Origin of the sequence: Streptomyces sp. NPDC127129 (assembly GCF_042671585.1) — a bacterium.
GTDB lineage: Bacteria > Actinomycetota > Actinomycetes > Streptomycetales > Streptomycetaceae > Streptomyces.
In genome coordinates, this window is the sequence record NZ_JBHXTV010000024.1 from 1 (window position 1) to 18771 (window position 18771).

Genomic DNA, 18771 nt, shown 5'->3' on the forward strand with positions numbered 1-18771 from the left:
GCGCCCGCCCCCCCCCCCCGGGGGGGCCGGGGGGGGGGGGGGGGGCCCCCCGGGGGGGGGGGGGGGGGGGGGGGGGGGGGGGGGGGGGGGGGCGGGGGGGGGGGGGGGGGGGGGGGGGGGGGGGCCCCCCCCCCCCCCCCCACCACCCCACCCGTGCACAACTCAGGCACCACAGGATTCAGTGGAGGGAGGACGCACCGATGACGGACGTCGAGCGGGTCGGGGTCGTGGGCTGCGGACTGATGGGTTCCGGTATCGCCGAGGTCTGCGCCCGCGCCGGACGGGACGTCGTGGTGGTCGAGACGGGCCGGACGGCCGCGGCCGCCGGCCGGGAGCGGATCGCCCGTTCCCTGGAACGCGCCGCGGCGTCGGGAAAGCTGACGGCCGCCCAACGGGACGCCGCCGTCGGCCGGATCACGGTGAGCACGGAGATGGAGCGGCTGGCGGACCGTGACCTCGTCGTCGAGGCGGTGGCCGAGGACGAGCGGGCGAAGCTGGAGGTCTTCGCCGCGCTCGACCGGACGGTGGAGCGGCGCGACGCCGTCCTGGCGACGAACACCTCCTCCATCCCGGTCATCCGCCTGGCGGCCGCCACCTCGCGGCCGGCGCAGGTCGTCGGCCTCCACTTCTTCAATCCGGTGCCGGTGCTTCCCCTGGTCGAGCTGGTGCCGTCCCTGCTCACCGGCGAGGAGACGGTCCGGCGGGCGCGGACGTTCGCCGTCGAGGTCCTGGGCAAGGAGGTCGTCCGCGCCCAGGACCGGGCGGGGTTCGTCGTGAACGCCCTCCTCGTGCCGTATCTGCTGGCCGCCGTACGCATGGCCGAGTGCGGGACGGCGTCGGCCGAGGACATCGACCGCGGCATGACCCTGGGCTGCGCGCATCCCCTGGGTCCGCTCGCCCTGGCCGATCTCATCGGTCTGGACACGGTGCAGGCCATCGCGCGGTCGATGTACGCGGAGTACCGGGAACACCTCTACGCCCCGCCGCCGCTCCTCGCCCGCATGGTCGACGCCGGCCTGCTGGGCCGCAAGACGGGCCGGGGCTTCCACACCTACGGCGGTCCGGGAGGCGCGATGCGCGAGAATGACGGAGTGCCGGCCCGGGCGACCGGGCCCACCCGCCCGGTCCACGGGCACCGACACGGGGAGCAGCCGACGTGACCAAGGCCGATCGCGCACTGGAGACGCGAGAGCGCATCCTCAGGGCCGCGTGCGAAGTCATCGCCGACATCGGCTTCGAGAACGTCAGCATGCGCAAGGTCGCCGAGCACGCCGGAGTCTCGAAGGCCCTGCTGCACTATCACTTCGACACGCGGGAGAAGCTCTTCGCCGACGCGATGACGCACTCCTTCGCCCAGACCGGTACGGAGGCCGACGACGAAGCCGACACGGTCCCGGCGGCCGTCGCCCTGGCCCGCATCCTGCGGAGCATGCTGCCGACGGACGCGGAGCTGCGCCAGGACTGGAAGCTCTGGCAGGAGCTGTGGGTACGGTCCCTGCGCGACACGGCGGCGCGCGATCTGGCCGTCGACCTGTACGACCAGCTGCACGTGTGGGTGGGCGGGGCGGTGCAACGGGGCGTCGAGTCCGGAGAGTTCGCCGACTGCGACGTCGACGCGCTGAGCACCCAGGTGCTGGCCCTCTGCGACGGCCTCGGCATCCGTCTGATGCTGGACGACCCCCGCGTGGACCTCGCGACGGCCCGCTCGACGATCTGGGGCACGATCGCCCCGACGCTCGGCATCGACCCCGCGTTCCCGGAGGTCTGACGGTTCAGCCCGCCGGGTCGGTAGTGAGGGCGGCCGGGTCGGTCGTGAGGGCCGGGTCGGTCGTGAGGGCCGGGTCGGTGGTGAGGGCGGCCGCCGCCGCGAAGAGGCGGGCGCAGCGGCGGGTCATGGCCTCGGGGGACTCGTCGGGGTGCTTGACCCACCAGCGCACGAGGGTGGCGACCAGGTCGCGCCAGACGTACCGGAGCGCGTCCGCGTCGAGCGGGTCGGTCGATCCGGCCGCGCGCAGCAGGTCGGCGGTGCCGCCGGCCGCGAGCCGGTCGATGGCCGTCCAGTACTCGGCGGCCCGGCGCGCCGCCGCGCCGCCGGGCGGCAGTGAGGTGTCGTAGAGCACGAACCACGCCTCCCGCTGTCCTTCCAGCGCGGCGAAGATGCTCTCCAGCACGCGCAGGGGCGTCCGCCCGGTGGTGCCGTGCTCTCCCATCGCGGTGCGGATGGTGTCCAGGAGCCGGTCCCCGACCGGTACGAGACAGGCGAGGTACAGGTCCTCCTTCGTACCGAAGTACTGGTGCAGCAGCGTCTTCGTGACGCCGACGCGCTCCGCGATCGCGGCGAGCGAGGCTGCCGCGTAGCCGCGCGTGCCGAACTCCTCCGTGGCGGCGTCCAGCATCTGCTGCTGACGGTGGTGCCGCGGAACTCCCTTGGTGCCTGCCTTCGAGCGAGGGGTTGCCATGCGCCGATATTATCAGTAAGTAATTTACCGCTAGGTAAATTCACCCCGCGACCTCGGGAGCGCACCCATGTCCGGCACGACGACGCAGCCTGTTCCTCACCCGCGCACCCGCTCCTGGTGGGGGTGGGGGTGGGAGGACGCGCATCCCGACGACGCGGAGTGCGCCGCGATGGGCGCCCTGCTCCCCGGCACCCTCGCCCGCCCGCTCCCCGTTCCGCGCGTCGGTGACCTGCGCATCGAGGACCCTGCCGTCGAGCCGCCCGCGAGCCTCGCCCACCTGATCGACACCGACCCCCGGCAGCGCGCGTCGCACGCCATGGGCAAGGCGTACCGCGATGTCGCACGCACCCTGCGCGGGCGCCCCGGCCGCATCCCCGACCTCGTCGCCCGCCCGACGGACGACCGGGAGGTGGCCGACCTGCTGGACTGGGCCGGCGAGCGGCAGGTCGCGGTCGTCCCGTACGGCGGCGGGTCCTCCGTCTCGGGCGGTGTGGAGTACCGCGGTGACGCCCACCGCGCCGTGATGTCCCTCGATCTGACCGCCATGGACCGCGTCCTGGAGGTCGACGCCCGGGGCCGGGCCGCACGCATCCAGGCCGGCACCCTCGGTCCGAGCCTGGAGGACCAGTTGCGGCCGCACGGCCTGACGTTGCGGCACTTCCCGCAGAGCTTCGAGTTCTCGACCCTGGGCGGCTGGCTCGCCACCCGGGCCGGCGGCCACTACGCGACCGGCCGCACGCACATCGACGACTTCGTCCAGTCCCTGCGCGTGGTCACCCCCGCGGGCACCGGCACCTCCTGGCGGCTGCCCGCGTCGGGCGCCGGGCCCTCCCCCGACCGGCTGTTCCTCGGCTCCGAGGGAGCGCTCGGCGTCATCACGGAGGCGTGGGTGCGGCTGCAGGAGCGCCCCGCCCACAAGGCGTCCGCGTCGCTCTCGTTCACCGACTTCCACGCCGCCCTCGAAGCCGTACGCGCCCTTGCCCAGTCGGACCTCGCCCCGGCCAACTGCCGGCTCCTGGACTCCGGTGAGGCCGCGCTGTCCGGGGCCGCGCACGACGGCTCCGCCGTACTCGTCCTGGGATTCGAGTCGGCGGACGGACCGGTCACCTCCCGTCTGGAACAGGCCGTCGACCTCGCCCGCTCCCACGGCGGCCGGCGGGCGGCCGCCTCGTCCTCGGCGGACGGCGCGCCCGCCGACGCCGCCGTGAGCGCCTGGCGCGCGGCCTTCCTGCGGATGCCCTATCTCCGCGACGGTCTGGCCAGGATGGGAGCCGTGGCGGAGACCTTCGAGACGGCGGCGACTTGGGACCGGATCCCCGCTCTGATCGAAGCGGTACGCACGGAGGTCGGCGAGGCCGCGCTGAAGGCCACCGGTCACCCGGCCACCGTCAACTGCCGCCTCACCCACGTCTATCCGGACGGCGCGGCACCGTACTTCACCGTCCTGGCCGCCGGCCGCCCCGGCGACGAGGTCGCCTTCTGGGACGACCTGAAGGCCGTGGCGAGCGATGTGCTGCACCGCCACCACGCCACGATCACCCATCACCACGCAGTGGGCCGCGACCACCGGCCGGGCTACGACCGCCAGCGTCCGGAGCCCTTCGCCCTCGCGCTGCGTGCCGCGAAGGGAGCGCTGGACCCCCGGGGCATCCTCAACCCCGGCGTGCTCGTCGACTGAGCGCCGCGGGGAAAAGATGACCGAACCGCTCGGGGTGAGGTACGAAGTGCTCTGTGAACGATCAGAACCATTCCTCGACCATTCGGGTGTTCGTCGCGCTCGCCCCTCCGGACGACGCCAAGGACGAGCTGGCGCGGGCGCTGGGGCCCGCCTACGAGGCGTACCCGGACCTGCGGTGGAACCGGATCGAGGACTGGCACATCACGCTGGCGTTCCTCGGGGAGCTCCCGGCGGCGACCGTGCCGCTCCTGCGGCCGCCGCTGGCCGGACTCGCGGCTGCCCGCCGCCCTCTGGAACTGGCGCTGAGCGGCGGCGGACACTTCGACGAGCGGGTGCTCTGGAGCGGGATCGAAGGGGACCTCGACGGTCTGCACCTGCTCGCCTCCGAGGTACGGGCCGTGGTCCGCTCGTGCGGTGTCGCCTTCGAGGACCGGCCGCTCCGCCCGCACCTCACGCTCGCCCGAGCCCGCCGCAACGAGACCGCTCCCGTGGTGGAGACCGCCGCCGGACTCACCGCGTTCACCGGCCGCCCCTGGGCGGCCGGGCGACTGCACCTGGTCGGCAGCAACTTCGGCCGCGGTCCCGGTCCCATCCACTACCGCGACATCGAGGCCTGGAGCTTCGGCGGCGTCGCTTCGGCGTCGTGACAGGGGACGCCTCCTCATGTGGTCATCCGCGGTCTGGCCGCCGGGCCGCGGGCGCGTGAGAATGCCCCCATGACCGACACCCCAGCTGCCTCGGCCGACCCGGTGGCCCCTGCCGTACGTGTGGAGAGGGACGGGCCGGTGACGACGGTGGTGCTGTCGCGGCCCGCCTCCCGCAACGCGGTGGACGGGCCGACGGCCCGGCAACTCGCCGATGCCTTCCGGGCGTTCGAGACCGACGACGAGGCGTCGGTGGCGGTGCTGTGGGGTGAGGGCGGGACGTTCTGCGCGGGCGCCGACCTCAAGGCCATCGGCACGGACGACGGGAACCGGGTGGAGCCGGACGGCGACGGCCCGATGGGCCCGACCCGCCTGCGCCTGACCAAGCCGGTCATCGCGGCCGTCGCCGGCCATGCCGTGGCCGGCGGGCTCGAACTGGCCCTCTGGTGCGATCTGCGCGTGGTCGAGGAGGACGCGGTCCTCGGGGTGTTCTGCCGGCGATGGGGCGTTCCGCTGATCGACGGCGGTACGGTCCGGCTGCCCCGGCTGATCGGCGAGAGCCGCGCCATGGACCTGATCCTGACCGGCCGCCCGGTCCCGGCCACCGAGGCGTACGAGATCGGCCTCGCCAACCGTCTCGTACCCCCGGGGCGGTCCCGACGGGCGGCCGAGGAACTCGCCCGCGAGATCGCCGCGTTCCCGCAGCTCTGTCTGCGCCACGACCGGCTCTCGGTACGGGAACAGCACGGGCTCCCCGAAGCCGAGGCACTGGCGGCCGAGCTGCGTCACGGCATGGTTCCGCTGTCGGCCGGCGAAACGCTCTCGGGCGCCGCACGCTTCGCGCACGGGGCGGGCCGCCACGGGTCCTTCACGGACTGACGGCAGCGGTCCGGTGCATGGCGGGGCCGCGGTCCGGTGCGTGGCGGGCCACGGTCCTGCCCACGGCAAACCGCGGTCCGGTGCGTGGCGGGCCGCGGTCCGGCGTACGGCAGACCGTGCTCGGTCACCCGCGGCGCCGGCCACGGGTGACGCGTTCAGCGCTGGTACGTCCCGAGGAGCGTGCCGGAGGCCAGCTCCCGGCCCTTCAGCGCGCCGTGCACGTCCTCGACGCCCGGGTTGCCCTGGAGGGGAAGCGACTCGGACAGGGCGTACAGGCGGAAGAAGTAGCGGTGGGGACCGTGGCCGGGCGGAGGCATGGGCCCTCCCCACCCCATGCGTCCGAAGCCGTTGGGCCAGGGCAGCCCGCCCTGCGGCTTCGTGTCCTCCGGCACCCCGGTGGTCCCCGGATCGATGCCGGTCACCAGCCAGTGCAGGAACGTCTTCCCCGGTGCGTCCGGGTCCTCGCAGAGAAGCACCAGTTCCGTGGCCTCCTCGGGCACTCCGGACCAGGTCAGGGGCGGCGAGACGTTCTCCCCCTCCCCGCTGTACCGACGGGGGATGGTGGTGTTGTCGTCGAATGCGGTGCTGCTGAGTTCCATTCCGCTCATGCGCGCCGCCCTACCCGCCGTGGCGACCCGGGTACCGGTCCGCGCCCGGAAACCCCCGTTCGGCGGAGGAGCCCGCGTGCCGGCCCGCACCGGGCCCCGCGCTCAGCCCTGCGGCGGGACGACCCGGTGACGGCGGGCTCGCAGCGCGCGCGAGAGGCGCGTGATCCCGTAGCCGAGCAGCCAGGGCAGCACGGTGATGCCGAAGACGTAGACCGCGAGATAGCCGGTGAGGTCCTCCCGCCAGGTCTCCTCCTTCAGGCGGATCAGGCCGGAAATCAGGACGGAGCCCGAGATCCCCACCGGTACGGCCGGCACCAGCACCGACCAGAGGCGCGGAACCCAGCCCGGCCGCCGGGCGCACCACACACCGAAGCCCGCCATGAGGAAGGGCCCGAGCGGCACCCAGAACACCACCGGAACGAACAGCAGCGCCATCCAGTCGTCCGAGTAACCGAACATCATGCGGCATCCCCCCTGACATCAGCCGCCCCGCGGGCTTCCTGCCCCGGTGGCCACGGCCGAACCACGGCCGCCACCCGATGTGCCCGACGTCACGGGGGGCGGACTCGGCCGTCGTCCTCAACCGTCGCGCCCCGCACCGCGTCTGGCTTCCTGGAGGCCCACCCCACGGCCCGTACGCTCCCGGCTCGGACGTACATTGATGCCTCCTCCCGCCCGGGGCGGACCCCGGCCGCCGACCGGCACGGCACGACGACGAGGAGCACGCGTGGCCACCACCACAGAGTCCGCCCCGCCCACCGACCCCGCACCACGGGACCGGTCCGCGAGCGGTGAGCCGGCCGGACCGGCCACGCCCGCCTGGCGCATGCTCCTGGGGTACGTCCGGCCGCACCGCTGGACGCTGCTCCTCGGGGCTGTGCTGTCCCTGGTCACCGGAGCCACCGGACTCGCGCTGCCGCTGGTGGCCAAGTTCCTGATCGACGCGCTCTCCGACGACCGTCCGATCGCCGGCGCGCTGCTGCTGATGTCGGTCCTGGTCGTCGCCAACGCGGCCATCGGCGCGCTCGGCGGGTACGTCCTGCAGCGCACCGCGGAGTCGGTCGTCCTCGGCGCGCGGCGCACCCTGTCGTCGTACCTGCTGCGCCTTCGCATCGCGGCCGTCGACCGCGGTGAGCCCGGCGATCTGATGGCGCGGGTCACCTCGGACACGACCCTGCTGCGCGAGGTCACCACCGATTCGCTGGTGGGTCTCGGAACCGGCGGGCTGACGCTCGTCGCGACGCTGGTGATGATGGGCGTGGTCGACCCGGTGCTGCTCGCGGTCACACTCGGCGTCGTGCTGGGCGCGGGCACGGTGATCGGTGTCTTCGTGCCCCGTATCCACAAGGCCAGCAGGCAGGCGCAGGACGCCGTCGGGGCGATGGGGGCGTCGCTCGAACGCATCCTCGGCGCGCTGCGTACCGTCAAGGCGTCCGGCGCCGAGCACCGTGAGGAGCAGGCCGTGCACGCGGCGGCCGAGGAGTCCTGGCGGCAGAGCCTCCGGGCCGCGAAGTGGTCCGCGCTGGCCGGGAACACCGCCGGCCTCTCCATGCAGATCGCCTTCATCACCGTGCTCGCGGTCGGCGGAGCCCGGGTGGCCACGGGCGCGATCGACGTCGGCACGCTCGTCGCCTTCCTGCTGTACGTCTTCTACCTGATGTCGCCCATCCAGCAGGTCGTCGGCGCCGTCACCCAGTACCAGGCCGGGGCCGGCGCCCTGGCCCGGATCCGCGAGGCCCTGCAGCTCCCGGCCGAGCCCCCGGCCGGGCCCGCGCCACTGCCCGCGCCCGGCGCGGAGCCCGCCGCGCTGGCCTTCGAGGACGTCCGGTTCCGGTACGCCGACGACCTGCCGCACGTCCACCACGGCGTGACCTTCTCCGTACCGCAGCGCGGCATGACCGCCTTCGTCGGCCCGTCCGGCGCGGGCAAGACCACCGTCTTCTCGCTCATCGAGCGGTTCTACGACCCGGAGGCCGGACGGATCACCCTCGACGGCCGCGACCTGGACACCTGGGAGATCCCCCGGCTCCGCGCCGCGATCGGGTACGTGGAGCAGGACGCTCCGGTCCTCTCCGGGACCCTGCGCGACAACCTGCTGCTCGGCAACCCCGACGCCGCCGAGGACGACGTACTGCGGGTGCTCGGGACCACCCGGCTCGACGGTCTCGTCGAACGGCTTCCCAAGGGCCTGGACACCCTCGTGGGCCACCGCGGCACCAAGCTCTCCGGCGGCGAACGCCAGCGCGTCGCGATCGCCCGCGCGCTGCTCCGCCGCCCCCGGCTGCTCCTGCTCGACGAGGCCACGAGCCAGCTCGACGCCGTGAACGAGGCCGCGCTGCGCGACACCGTGGCGGATGTCGCGCGCACCACGACCGTGATGGTCGTCGCCCACCGGCTGTCGACGGTCACCATGGCCGACCGCATCGTCGTCATGGACGCGGGCCGGGTGCGGGCCGTGGGCACGCACCGCGAACTCGTCGCCGTGGACCCGCTGTACGCGGAGCTCGCCGCGACCCAGTTCCTGGCCACGGCCGAGAGCTGAGGTACGGGATTGCCCCTGGGGCCCCCGGTTCCTGTGGGACTCAGGGGGCGCCAACCGCTGTTCCGCGCCAAAAGGAGGGCCGTTCGCAGGGGGATTGTTGGCCGGGCACCCCCCTGCCCCGCCGTACCCGGGCGCCTAGCATTCGACCACCCCCCGCCCACACCGGCGGGGAGCCCCAGGCATGCGTCTGACATGTACATGATAGTTCAACCGTTGCCGGTTGGACCACCCCCGTGGCGCCAGCGAACCACCGGATGGGAGAAATCATGAGAGTCCCCCTGCTCGTGAGCGGAGCGGTCGCCGCTCTGTTCGCCTCGGCCCTGCCGACGCAGGCGAGCCCGTCGTCGATCGTCGATCCGCCCCCGGACAGGATCGTCATCGACATCGCGACGGTGAACGGCTCCGGCTGTCCTCTGGGCACCGCGGCCATCGCCGTATCCGAGGACAACACCGCCTTCACCGTCACGTACAGCGAGTACCTGGCGCAGGTGGGCGGCGACTCCGCGCCCACGGCGGCCCGCAGGAACTGTCAGCTCAACCTCCTGGTGCACGTACCCCAGGGCTTCACCTACGCGATCGCCAGCGCCGACTACCGCGGCTACGCGTCACTCCGGCCCGGCGCGAGCAGCACGGAGAAGGCGTCGTACTACTTCCAGGGCTCGCCGAACACCGCGTCGCGGACCCACACCTTCCGGGGGCCGTACGAGGACAACTGGCAGGCCACCGACAACACCGACTGGGCGCAGCTCGTGTGGGCGCCCTGCGGTGTGCAGCGGAACTTCAACATCAACACCGAGCTCCGGGTGAACGCCGGCACGTCGAACCCTGCCACCACCAGCTACATGACCATGGACTCCACCGACGGCGACATCAGCACCGTCTACCACCTCGCCTGGAAGGAGTGCCCGACGAACTGACACGGTGGAACCCCCGGCCGGGCCCCCCGTCCCGGCCGGGGGCGGCCGCGCTCCCGGTGAACAACTCACGGCTCTTGACGGCCACTTAACTTACTTCTTAAATCATGGAGGCGACTAAGGCATGTCATGCGCATGCCCATCACGGTCTCCACCCGCCCCTGCCCCCACCTCCACCCCCACATCCGACGGAAGTGAGAGCCATGCACTCCTCCCGCCCATCTCGCCGCCCCCTGCGGACGGCCCTGTCCGCCCTGGCGGGCGCCGCTCTGCTGCTCGGCATCGCCGGCACCGTTCCCGGAAGCGCCACCGGAGGCGCCGACGACGGCAGGCGCGCGGTGCCCGCCGCCGAGGCGGCCGCCGCCACCTTCGCGGAGGAGTTCGACGGCCCCGCCGGCTCCGCCGTCAATGCCGGCCGCTGGCAGCTCGAGACCGGCGACAACGTCAACAACCACGAGCGGCAGTACTACACGGCCGGAACCGCCAACGCCGCGCTCGACGGCCAGGGCCATCTCGTGATCACCGCGCGCCGCGAGAACCCCGGCAACTACAGCTGCTGGTACGGCCGGTGCGAGTACACCTCGGCACGGCTCAACACCGCCGGCCGCTTCACCGCCCAGTACGGCCGGGTGGAGGCCCGGATGAAGGTGCCCCGCGGCCAGGGCATGTGGCCGGCGTTCTGGATGCTCGGCAACGACCTCGGCCAGGTCGGATGGCCGAACTCGGGCGAGATCGACGTCATGGAGAACGTGGGCTTCGAGCCCTCCACCGTCCACGGCACCCTCCACGGTCCGGGCTACTCCGGCTCGGGCGGCATCGGCGCCGGCTACACGCTGCCCGGCGGGCAGGCGTTCGCCGACGCGTTCCACACGTTCGCCGTCGACTGGGCCCCCGACCGGATCACGTGGTCGGTGGACGGAACCGTGTACCAGACCCGTACACCGGCCGATCTCGGCGGCCGGGCCTGGGTCTTCAACAAGCCCTTCTTCCTCATCCTGAACCTCGCCGTGGGCGGCTACTGGCCCGGCGACCCCGACGGCTCGACCGTCTTCCCGCAGCAGCTCGTCGTGGACCACGTCCGCGTCACCACGGGCGACGGACCGACCACCGGCGGCCGGATCACCGGACTCGGCGGCAAGTGCGTGGACGTCGCCGGCGCGAACACGGCCAACGGCACCCCGGTGCAGCTCTACGACTGCAACGGCAGCGCCGCACAGCAGTGGACGGTCGGTGCGGACGGCACGATCCGCGCCCTGGGCAAGTGCCTCGACGCGGCTTCCGGCGGCACGGCCGACGGCACCCTCGTCCAGCTCTGGGAGTGCAACGGCACCCCGGCCCAACGCTGGGTCGCCAACGCGGCACGGGACATCGTCAACCCCCAGGCGAACAAGTGTCTCGACGCCACCGGCAACAGCTCCGCCAACAACACCCGCCTCCAACTGTGGACGTGCGCCGGAACGGCGAACCAGAAGTGGACGGTCGCCTGAGCAGCGGACCACTCAGCTCCTGGTCGGAGTTCCCTCCGGCGTGAACGAGTGGGCGAAGGCGAACGCGTGCGGCGCGGAGCCGTGATCGTGGAGGTGTTCCAGCCGACGGACCCCGTCCTGCCAGGTGGGTGTCACCCCGTCGGCGACCCACCAGACCACGTGAGTCGGGTGCCCCGCCCTCTCGAACCAGTCGTGACGCCTGTTCAGCGCCCCACGGTGCAGACCGGTGTAGACGGCGTCGAAGGCGGGGCGCAGACCGGTCCAGAGGGAGAGGGTCGTGGCCAGGGCGGTGGTCTCCACCGTCCGGCCCTTGCCGTACCACGCCGGCACGGCGAACTCTCCCCACGCACCCCAGTCCGCCTCGAACAGCACGCCCCGGTCGCCGTCCACCGCTTCAGCCCGCGCGAGGTAGCCGGGCTGCTGACTGATCTTCCGGTAGACGGCCTCACCGATGTCGTAGAACTCGCGCGTGGCAGGTGCGGGATCGGCGAGAGGCGACTTCAGGACGCCGAACGTGTACAGCGCAAGTCGGGGCACGCGTATCTCCCTGGTGCGGTTGCCTGGTCCGGTGACCAGGTGAAGGTAACCGCCTCCAGGGGTCATGTCGAAGTTGCGTTTTCCCTGTTCAAGTGGCCTCTTGACCAACCGGGACGCGCGATCGGAGCGTGTCCCCGAAGGCCGGCGGGTCAGCCGGGCCAGGTTCCGGTCACGCGACGGATCGCGGTGGCTCCGGAGATCATGCCGGTGGCGGCGCCCAGGGCGAGGCCGACCGGCTTGTAGACGACCTTCGAGGCCTTCATCGACGTGCCTTCCTGCGTCGGCGCATCACCGCCACGGCCAGCAGCCCGGCCCCGGCGGCGGCGATCAGCGCGACGCGGTTCTCCCTCGCCTTGTGGGTGGCCTGATCAGCCCGCTGCCTCAAGGGTTCGGGGGCCTTCTCCTGCACCAGGTGCCCTGCGTGGGCGGCCTTGTCCCGCACCTGGTGCCCGGCGTGGGCGGCCTTCTCCTGCACCAAGTGCCCTGCGTGGGCGGCCTTCTCCTGCACCAGGTGCCCGGCGTGGGCGGTCTTGTCCCGCACCTCGGTCGCGACGTGGCCCGCCCGGCCCTTCACGGCGGCAGCCGTGTCGTGCGCCGTCGACCTGATGTCCGCCTTCGCGGCGATCGCGTCGACCGTCGCTCCGAGCTGCTCGCGGGTCTGCTGCACCTTCTCGCGCCGCTTTTCGGTCTCTTCGGCGCCCGTGTCGTGCGGTTCGTGCCGGGACGGGGTCATCGCTTCCACCCTCCTTGTCGATCTGTCCTGCGCGGTCTTCTGCCCTCCTTGTCGCTGCGCGTACCCGGCCTGGCCCGGTCCACACGGCCCGGAACCGTCACGGACAGGCACTCCTGTCGCTCACCACGTACGCTCGAAACAGGCTCCCGAAGGGGATGGCGCGTATGTGTCGCTGGCTCGCGTACTCAGGTACGCCCATGCTGCTCGACACCGTGCTCTACCGTCCCGAACACTCCTTGATCAACCAGAGTCTCCACGCCAGGATGGGTGTCGAGACGACCAACGGCGACGGATGCGGCCTCGGGTGGTACAGCACGGACGGGGACGGGACACCTGCCGTGTTCCGCGATGTCGGGCCGGCCTGGAACAACCGCAACCTGCGCGAACTCGCGGCGCACGTCCGCTCGCCCCTGTTCTTCGCCCATGTCCGGGCCTCGACCGGCTCAGCGGTCCAGCAGACCAACTGCCATCCGTTCCGCCACGGCCGGTGGATGTGGATGCACAACGGAGCCATAGCCGACTTCCCCCGGCTGCAGCGCGATCTCTGCATGGCGGTCGACCCGGCGCTCTTCGCCTCCATCGAGGGATCGACGGACTCCGAAGTGATGTTCTACCTGGCCGTCACCTTCGGCCTCGACCAGGACGTCCCGGGCGCGGTGGCCCGCATGGCGGGCACGGTGGAGCACCTCGGCAGAGAACACGGCGTGCCCGATCCGATGCAGATGACGGTGGCGGTGAGCGACGGGGAGCGCGTCTGGGCGTTCCGGCATTCAAGTCAGGGAAAGTCCCGCTCGCTCTTCTACAGCAGCAGGGCCGAAGCGGTCCGGGGCCTTCACCCTGAGATCCACTATCTCAGCGAGATCTCCGACGACACCCGCATCGTCGTCTCCGAGCCCCTGGGCGATCTGCCGGGCGTGTGGAACGAACTGCCGGAGTCCAGTTATGCCGTGATCCCGTCCGGTCCGGACACCGACTACCTTCCGTTCGTACCGGAACTGCCCTAGGGATCGGCGGCGGCCGTGGGATGCTCCTCGGCCGTCCGTCGACTTGTCCGGCGGTCCGTCGGCTTGTCCGCGGCGGTCCGTGGGCTTGTCCGCGGCCGCGCGGGGCAGACGGGACGCATGACTGTGCCCAAGACCAGTGTCCTCGTCCTCGACAGCAGCGATCCCGAGCCCCTCGCACACTTCTACGCGACCCTGCTGGCCGCCACCGTGGAGCCGGCCGACGGGGATCCCGATCTGCTGCTCGTCTCCGGTGACACCGGAGTGGTCCTCGGGATCCGCCGCGATCTCGGACAGACGCCACCGAGCTGGCCCCGCCCCGAGGACTCGCTCCAGGCCCACCTGCAGTTCTTCGTGGCCCCTGACGCGCTCGACGCGGCGGAGCGCGAGGCAGTGTCGCTCGGTGCCCGGCCGGTCGCGGCGGTGCGCGACGGTACGCGCTCCGACCGGCGCACCGACCTGCGCCGCTACACCGACCCGGCCGGGCACTCCTTCGTCCTGGCCGCCCGATCCGCCGACGGCTCTCGTCAGCCGGTGTGAACTCCCCCTGTCGGTCCGGTGGTTCCGCGCGGCGGACGTGCGGGTCAGAGGCGGACGACGACGAGGGCGATGTCGTCGCGGGCGCCTCCGGCGACTCCCAGCCGTTCGAGCAGTTCGTCGGCCAGCCGCTCCGGGTCAAGGCCGTTGATGTCGCCGAGCGCGGCGGTGAGCCGGTCCAGGCCGTGGTCGATGTCCTCGTCGCGGCGTTCGATCAGCCCGTCCGTGTAGAGGACGAGCGTGTCTCCCGGGCGGTAGGCGGTGCCGGACTGCGGCCGGAGAACGTGCTCCGGCCGGGCTCCCAGCGGCGGGTCCGTGGCCTGATCCAGCAGCTCGCAGGTGCCGTCCGCGTGCAGAAGCACCGGTGGCGGGTGCCCGGCGCTCGAGTAGACGACCAGCTGGGACCGGGTGTCCACGAACGCCATCACCGCGGTGGCGGCGAGCGCCCCCTCGATGGAGCGGGCGTACATCCCCAGCACCTCCAGGGCCTGGGCGGGCCCCGCGACCGACCGGCTGGCGGCGGACAGGGCGCTGCGGAGCATGCCCATGACCGTGGCGGCTTCCAGGCCGTGGCCGACGACGTCGCCCACGGCGACCGTGAAGCGTCCTTCGGCCAGGTCGACGGTGTCGTACCAGTCGCCGCACACGTTCAGCGAGCCGATGGCCGGCAGGTACCGGACGGCGACGTCCGTGTGCCGGGCCAGGTCCGGGGAGTGGAGCATCGCCTCCTGCAACGCGAGCGCGATCTCGCGTTCGCGTGCATGCGCCCGGCGTAGCTCCTCGTTCAGCAGCTGCAGTTCCCGCGCCCGGGCATACAGCTCGGCCTCCACCCCGTCCTCGCTCTGGTTCTCGTTTCCGTTGCCGTTGCCGTTGCCGTTCTCGTTCTCGTCCCCGCTCCCGTTGCCGCCCTCGCCCTCGTCCCCGTCCCCGTTCTCGTTCGCGTTCCGGTGCTCGTTTTCGTTGCCGTTCCCGCTCCCGGGCAGCTGCTCACCCTCGCCGTGACGGGGGAACCGGCGGGCGCGGACGAACGAGGTCACGTCCTCCACCCGGTGAATGATCAAGGCCACCTGCCCGTCCGGGCGGGTGACGGGGGCGTTGACCGGGGACCACCAGCGTTCCTCGAACACTCCGGGCCGCCCGGCCACGGGGATGTCGTACTTCTGCAGCGCCATGATGTCCGTCTGGCCCGTGGCCAGCACCCGCCCCAGCGACGCCCCCAGGTTGCTCACGCCGTCCGCGGTGGGGTCTGCGGGATTGTCGGGGAAGGCCTCGAACAGGGGCTGGCCCAGCAGATCCTCGCGGCTACGTCCCGTCGCCCGCAGATACGCCTCGTTGACATCCACGATCACCAGTTCCGGCGACAGCACCAGGTACGGGCTCGGTGTCGCGGTGAACAACGCCCTGTAATCGATCTCCGGATTCACGGCCCACCGGCTCCTCTTCCCGGGGATGCCTCTGTCGCCAACCTACTCAGCCCTCCGGCCATCCGCGCGCCGGCACAACGTGCCGCCGCAGCTCGTGAAGGTCCCGACACGACCGGTGACGAAACGCTCAGCTGCGGGTCTCCGCGTGGTTCACGGTGGCGAGACGGCGGCTGTACTGGATCACGTCGTACTTCTGGTCCCCGGTGACCACGACCTCCGCGCGCGTGGGTGTGGCGGGGAAGAAGTCGTCGGCGCCCACCGGGGTGCGGGCCGCCACGTACGCCTGCCCCTGGGGGAACGCGTACATGGTGAACCGCGTCTGGTCCGACACGACCACTCCCCGGGGGTACTCGTCGGCGCGGGGGTAGGCCGTCGTGTGGACGGAGACCGACTTCGCCCCGCTCGCCGGGCGGACGATCCGCGCGTCCGGGACGGGACGGGTGTGCGCACCCGCCGGGTTGTGGATCCATCCCTTCTGCCCGCCGAACCAGATGGCCGTCCAGTCCCCTCGCACGTCGGCGACCACGAACTCCTGTCCCCACATCGCGGTGGCTCCCCAGTCGTCGATGCGCTCGGTTCCCGCCGCTCCGTCCGGATGGAGGGCGGGATCGGAGACGAGCGGGGCGTCGACGCGCGGCGCCGTGCGGACGTAGAGGAAGTTCGAAGGCTGTTTCTGGGTACGGCACTTGGGATCGCACACCTGGACCGCCTGCGTGTTCCCGCCGTACTCCGGGGCGATCGCGACCGCTCGCCCGATCTCGATGTTCCCGCCGCCCGCTCCCCCCTCGGCCCCGGGTTCCCCGCGGTCGTCGGTACCGAGGAGAGCCATGAACTTCTCCCAGTCCCAGTAGGGGCCGGGGTCCCAATGGGCGTCGGGCGCGCGGGCCGGACGCGGCGGAAGGACGTTGTCGTGCCCGACGATGTGCTTGCGGTCGAGCGGGACGTCGAAGCGCCGAGCCAGGTAGGACACCAGCGCGGCCGTCGCCCTGTACTGGGCCGGGGTGAACCAGGTGGGCCCCTGCGCTGCGTACCCCTCCATCTCGATGCCGACGCCGTGCAGATTGACCCAGTAGTTCCCTGCGTGGAAGGCGATGTCCTTGGTGGCGACCATCTGGGTCGCCGCGCTGCCGTCGGCCTTCATCACATAGTGCGCGGAGACCCCGCTGGACGGGTCCTGGAACCAGCTGATGCCCGCGTCGTAGGGCCCTTCGATGTCATGAATGACGATGTAGTCGACGTCGATGCCGTTGGAATTCCGCGCGGACACCTGATAGTTCGAGGCGGCGGCAGGGACGAACCGGCAGTTCAGCTCGGTGGGGCACTCCGGCACCGCCGCCGCGGGGAGCGTCCGCAGCCTCAGGGACGCGAGTTGTGACGTCGCCGGCCGAACGGCCGGCCTCTTCGCCAGCGACACCGTCTGGCCGTCCGCGCGCACGCGCTGCCCGCCGTTGCGGATCACGGTGAACACGCCGTCGGCGAACCGGGCGGCCGTCGCGGTGTCGGCGGCCTGGCTGTAGCGCGCCACGGCGCCGTACCAGTTGCCTGGATCCGGTGAGATCTCCCGGGTGATCTGCCGTTGGTACGCGGCGAGGAGGGCAGCACCACCCCGGAGGTTCTGCAGTTCGTCGCTCTTGAGCCTCCGAGGTGCGACGCCGGTCAACGCGGCGGCGGCCTGCACGGTGTGCTCGGAGGGATCGTCGGTGCCGGTGGCGTCCACGGGCCCTTCGCCCGGGCGGTGGGCGTACGTCTTCCCGGACGTCGTGTCCGTCAGGTGCATCGGCCCGTAGCCGCCCTTGGTGCTCGGGCGGCCCTGGTTGCCCTCCCACCAGGAGGACTCGTGGCTGACGCCGAGAAGCACGTCCTTCGGCACACCGAACTCGGCGGCCGCCTGCTCGGCCGCGCGCTCGAAATCCCCCGGCGTCGCATCGGACGGCCGGGCGGTCCCGGCGGCGGCGCCGCCCAGGACAAGTGCCACCGCCACACCCGTTGCGCCGAGACGCCGCTGCCCCCTGTGTCTTCTGGCCACACCACAATCCTTGGGGCGGCAGCCTCCCGTTCCGACCGACACGCCGAACTCGCGCGGGCCCGTCACCGCACCGGAGCAGTTGCCGGCCACGACGTGACGAGTCCCGCGGGGGCGCCGAGGTGGAGCGGGGGGTCAGAGCCCGGCGATGTCCCGCGCCTTCTTGAGTACGGAGTCGAGCGCGTCCACTCCGGCGTTGCGCCGCCGTGCCTCGGCCGCCCGGTCCGCCGGGACGAGCCGCGCGGCGACCTGCACGGCGTGGGCGTCCGGGTCACCGAAGGCGGCCCGCGGGTGTTCTCCCGTCTCCGCGCAGTGCGCCGTCACCTCCTTGACCGCCTGCAGCACGACGGCCCGGTCCACGCCCGGCTGCCTGACCAGCCGGACCTGGAAACGCGCCATCCACTTCTCGCGATCCTTCTCCGCCGCCACGTCCGTCGTCTCGTTCTTCTTCGCCACGTGCTCTCCCGGGTGTGATCGGCAGCCGCCCTTCGCAGGACGAGACGTCAGAACGTCCGGGCGGGTTGCCCGGGCCCCGCCTGTCAGGCGAGGTCCAGGAGCTGCTCGTAGAAGCCTCCGAAACCCTGCTCCCGGTTGACGAAGTGCAGTTCGAGGATCCAGTGACAGGGGCGGCCGGACCGGTCGGTGCGGCGCAGCGGAGTGGTGTTCTCGGGCGTGATGTACGACTCCGCCTTCGCCCCGTCGTTGGTCTCGTGCGGGAACTCGCCGACCAGGTGGCCCGCGTGCCAGATGCCGATCTCCCAGCCCGCGTCGGCGGCCAGGCGCTCGACCTCGGCGTACAGCTGCGCTCCGGTGATGTGCTCGTGCGCCTGGAAGGCGGCGCGGCCGGCGTCGAAGACGCGCGGGAGGTCGGTCAGGAGCCGGTGCTTGTCGGGGTCGTCGCCCAGGACATAGGTGCGGCCGAAGTCGGCTTCGTACTCCTCGAAGATCGGGCCGAAGTCGGCGAAGGCCACGTCGTCCTCGCCGATGACGCGGTCCGGCGGGTTCTCCTGATAGGGCAGGAGGGTGTTGGGCCCGGAGCGGATGATCCGTTTGTGCCAGTGCTTGGTGGTGCCGAACATGTCGTTCGCCAGGTCGCGGATCGCGTCGCTCACCTCCCGCTCGCCACGCCCGGGCGCAACGAGACCACGCGCTTCCACCTCGGCGAACAGCGCGATCGCCTTCTCCTGCGCGGCGATGAGACCGGCGACCCGGGCCTTCTCCTCGTCTGCCATGACCGTCCCCCTCCTGTGGCACATGTGCCAACTCCCTTGATCACCCAGGGTTGCACACCCTCGGACCCCCATG

Annotated in this window: 19 protein-coding genes; 10 read left to right on the top strand and 9 right to left on the bottom strand. The window is 72.2% G+C overall.

The features are described 5' to 3' along the window. Window positions 1–200 precede the first annotated feature (200 nt). Both ACFVGW_RS33570 and ACFVGW_RS33575 read left to right on the top strand, forming a co-directional pair. Window positions 201–1160, top strand: a complete 960-nt coding sequence (locus ACFVGW_RS33570; RefSeq protein WP_385854619.1) for a 3-hydroxybutyryl-CoA dehydrogenase — start codon at window positions 201–203, stop codon at window positions 1158–1160. Continuing rightward, complete coding sequence (locus tag ACFVGW_RS33575; RefSeq protein WP_383290345.1) at window positions 1157–1768, top strand: TetR/AcrR family transcriptional regulator; 612 nt, start codon at window positions 1157–1159, stop codon at window positions 1766–1768. Before ACFVGW_RS33570 ends, ACFVGW_RS33575 begins: the two co-directional genes overlap by 4 nt. A gap of 4 nt (window positions 1769–1772) precedes the next feature. Here the strand turns inward: ACFVGW_RS33575 and ACFVGW_RS33580 are convergent, their stop codons facing one another. Then, the gene (locus ACFVGW_RS33580) at window positions 1773–2459 is read right to left on the bottom strand and encodes a TetR/AcrR family transcriptional regulator (RefSeq protein WP_385854620.1); all 687 of its coding nucleotides are present in this window, start codon (window positions 2457–2459) and stop codon (window positions 1773–1775) included. A gap of 67 nt (window positions 2460–2526) precedes the next feature. Here ACFVGW_RS33580 and ACFVGW_RS33585 point away from each other — a divergent pair, with 67 nt between their 5' ends. From ACFVGW_RS33585 to ACFVGW_RS33595, 3 genes are all read left to right on the top strand, one after another. Then, window positions 2527–4137, top strand: a complete 1611-nt coding sequence (locus ACFVGW_RS33585; protein ID WP_385854621.1) for an FAD-binding oxidoreductase — start codon at window positions 2527–2529, stop codon at window positions 4135–4137. A 53-nt stretch (window positions 4138–4190) separates the two neighbouring features. Further along, on the top strand, window positions 4191–4784 hold the full coding sequence (gene thpR, locus ACFVGW_RS33590; RefSeq protein WP_385854622.1) for an RNA 2',3'-cyclic phosphodiesterase: 594 nt from the start codon (window positions 4191–4193) through the stop codon (window positions 4782–4784). Between the two features lie 69 nt (window positions 4785–4853). Then, entirely contained in the window at window positions 4854–5660 is an 807-nt protein-coding gene (locus ACFVGW_RS33595) for a crotonase/enoyl-CoA hydratase family protein (protein ID WP_385854623.1), read from the top strand. A 155-nt stretch (window positions 5661–5815) separates the two neighbouring features. On the opposite strand, the gene ACFVGW_RS33600 is transcribed toward ACFVGW_RS33595, so the two are convergent. Continuing rightward, the gene (locus tag ACFVGW_RS33600; RefSeq protein ID WP_385854624.1) at window positions 5816–6268 is read right to left on the bottom strand and encodes a YbhB/YbcL family Raf kinase inhibitor-like protein; all 453 of its coding nucleotides are present in this window, start codon (window positions 6266–6268) and stop codon (window positions 5816–5818) included. Window positions 6269–6370: 102 nt separating this feature from the next. Next, on the bottom strand, window positions 6371–6730 hold the full coding sequence (locus ACFVGW_RS33605; RefSeq protein WP_385854625.1) for a hypothetical protein: 360 nt from the start codon (window positions 6728–6730) through the stop codon (window positions 6371–6373). Between the two features lie 364 nt (window positions 6731–7094). Here ACFVGW_RS33605 and ACFVGW_RS33610 point away from each other — a divergent pair, with 364 nt between their 5' ends. From ACFVGW_RS33610 to ACFVGW_RS33620, 3 genes are all read left to right on the top strand, one after another. Continuing rightward, complete coding sequence (locus ACFVGW_RS33610; protein WP_385854705.1) at window positions 7095–8810, top strand: ABC transporter ATP-binding protein; 1716 nt, start codon at window positions 7095–7097, stop codon at window positions 8808–8810. Window positions 8811–9076: 266 nt separating this feature from the next. Continuing rightward, window positions 9077–9727, top strand: a complete 651-nt coding sequence (locus ACFVGW_RS33615; protein ID WP_383220432.1) for a DUF4360 domain-containing protein — start codon at window positions 9077–9079, stop codon at window positions 9725–9727. Between the two features lie 200 nt (window positions 9728–9927). Further along, window positions 9928–11211, top strand: a complete 1284-nt coding sequence (locus ACFVGW_RS33620; RefSeq protein ID WP_385854626.1) for a ricin-type beta-trefoil lectin domain protein — start codon at window positions 9928–9930, stop codon at window positions 11209–11211. A gap of 12 nt (window positions 11212–11223) precedes the next feature. Here the strand turns inward: ACFVGW_RS33620 and ACFVGW_RS33625 are convergent, their stop codons facing one another. Both ACFVGW_RS33625 and ACFVGW_RS33630 read right to left on the bottom strand, forming a co-directional pair. Next, window positions 11224–11748 carry a DUF3291 domain-containing protein gene (locus ACFVGW_RS33625; RefSeq protein WP_385854627.1) on the bottom strand — a complete coding sequence of 175 codons (525 nt, stop codon included), beginning with the start codon at window positions 11746–11748 and terminating at the stop codon, window positions 11224–11226. A 259-nt stretch (window positions 11749–12007) separates the two neighbouring features. Next, the gene (locus tag ACFVGW_RS33630) at window positions 12008–12481 is read right to left on the bottom strand and encodes a DUF3618 domain-containing protein (RefSeq protein WP_385854628.1); all 474 of its coding nucleotides are present in this window, start codon (window positions 12479–12481) and stop codon (window positions 12008–12010) included. Window positions 12482–12645: 164 nt separating this feature from the next. Between ACFVGW_RS33630 and ACFVGW_RS33635 the strand changes: the two genes are divergently transcribed. After that, window positions 12646–13485, top strand: coding sequence for a class II glutamine amidotransferase (locus ACFVGW_RS33635; protein ID WP_352189643.1), 840 nt, complete (start codon window positions 12646–12648; stop codon window positions 13483–13485). A gap of 117 nt (window positions 13486–13602) precedes the next feature. Continuing rightward, complete coding sequence (locus ACFVGW_RS33640) at window positions 13603–14022, top strand: VOC family protein (RefSeq protein ID WP_385854629.1); 420 nt, start codon at window positions 13603–13605, stop codon at window positions 14020–14022. Window positions 14023–14066: 44 nt separating this feature from the next. Here ACFVGW_RS33640 and ACFVGW_RS33645 read toward each other — a convergent pair whose 3' ends face one another. The 4 genes from ACFVGW_RS33645 to ACFVGW_RS33660 form a co-directional block, all read right to left on the bottom strand. After that, the gene (locus ACFVGW_RS33645; RefSeq protein WP_385854630.1) at window positions 14067–15443 is read right to left on the bottom strand and encodes a SpoIIE family protein phosphatase; all 1377 of its coding nucleotides are present in this window, start codon (window positions 15441–15443) and stop codon (window positions 14067–14069) included. Between the two features lie 127 nt (window positions 15444–15570). Continuing rightward, the gene (locus ACFVGW_RS33650) at window positions 15571–17418 is read right to left on the bottom strand and encodes an N-acetylmuramoyl-L-alanine amidase (protein WP_385854631.1); all 1848 of its coding nucleotides are present in this window, start codon (window positions 17416–17418) and stop codon (window positions 15571–15573) included. A 183-nt stretch (window positions 17419–17601) separates the two neighbouring features. Then, window positions 17602–17922, bottom strand: a complete 321-nt coding sequence (locus ACFVGW_RS33655; RefSeq protein ID WP_385854632.1) for a hypothetical protein — start codon at window positions 17920–17922, stop codon at window positions 17602–17604. A gap of 83 nt (window positions 17923–18005) precedes the next feature. Beyond that, a complete protein-coding gene (locus tag ACFVGW_RS33660; RefSeq protein ID WP_385854633.1) occupies window positions 18006–18698 on the bottom strand; it encodes a M24 family metallopeptidase in 693 nt (230 codons plus the stop codon). Between the last annotated feature and the right edge of the window lie 73 nt (window positions 18699–18771).

Bases quoted from the DNA above. Each gene is read 5' to 3' on its own strand.
- ACFVGW_RS33630 (WP_385854628.1), bottom strand. From the start codon at position 12,481: ATGACCCCGTCCCGGCACGAACCGCACGACACGGGCGCCGAAGAGACC.
- ACFVGW_RS33640 (WP_385854629.1), top strand. From the start codon at position 13,603: ATGACTGTGCCCAAGACCAGTGTCCTCGTCCTCGACAGCAGCGATCCC.
- ACFVGW_RS33585 (WP_385854621.1), top strand. From the start codon at position 2,527: ATGTCCGGCACGACGACGCAGCCTGTTCCTCACCCGCGCACCCGCTCC.
- ACFVGW_RS33660 (WP_385854633.1), bottom strand. From the start codon at position 18,698: ATGGCAGACGAGGAGAAGGCCCGGGTCGCCGGTCTCATCGCCGCGCAG.
- ACFVGW_RS33635 (WP_352189643.1), top strand. From the start codon at position 12,646: ATGTGTCGCTGGCTCGCGTACTCAGGTACGCCCATGCTGCTCGACACC.
- ACFVGW_RS33600 (WP_385854624.1), bottom strand. From the start codon at position 6,268: ATGAGCGGAATGGAACTCAGCAGCACCGCATTCGACGACAACACCACC.
- ACFVGW_RS33580 (WP_385854620.1), bottom strand. From the start codon at position 2,459: ATGGCAACCCCTCGCTCGAAGGCAGGCACCAAGGGAGTTCCGCGGCAC.
- ACFVGW_RS33605 (WP_385854625.1), bottom strand. From the start codon at position 6,730: ATGATGTTCGGTTACTCGGACGACTGGATGGCGCTGCTGTTCGTTCCG.
- ACFVGW_RS33595 (WP_385854623.1), top strand. From the start codon at position 4,854: ATGACCGACACCCCAGCTGCCTCGGCCGACCCGGTGGCCCCTGCCGTA.
- ACFVGW_RS33610 (WP_385854705.1), top strand. From the start codon at position 7,095: ATGCTCCTGGGGTACGTCCGGCCGCACCGCTGGACGCTGCTCCTCGGG.
- ACFVGW_RS33570 (WP_385854619.1), top strand. From the start codon at position 201: ATGACGGACGTCGAGCGGGTCGGGGTCGTGGGCTGCGGACTGATGGGT.
- ACFVGW_RS33620 (WP_385854626.1), top strand. From the start codon at position 9,928: ATGCACTCCTCCCGCCCATCTCGCCGCCCCCTGCGGACGGCCCTGTCC.
- ACFVGW_RS33615 (WP_383220432.1), top strand. From the start codon at position 9,077: ATGAGAGTCCCCCTGCTCGTGAGCGGAGCGGTCGCCGCTCTGTTCGCC.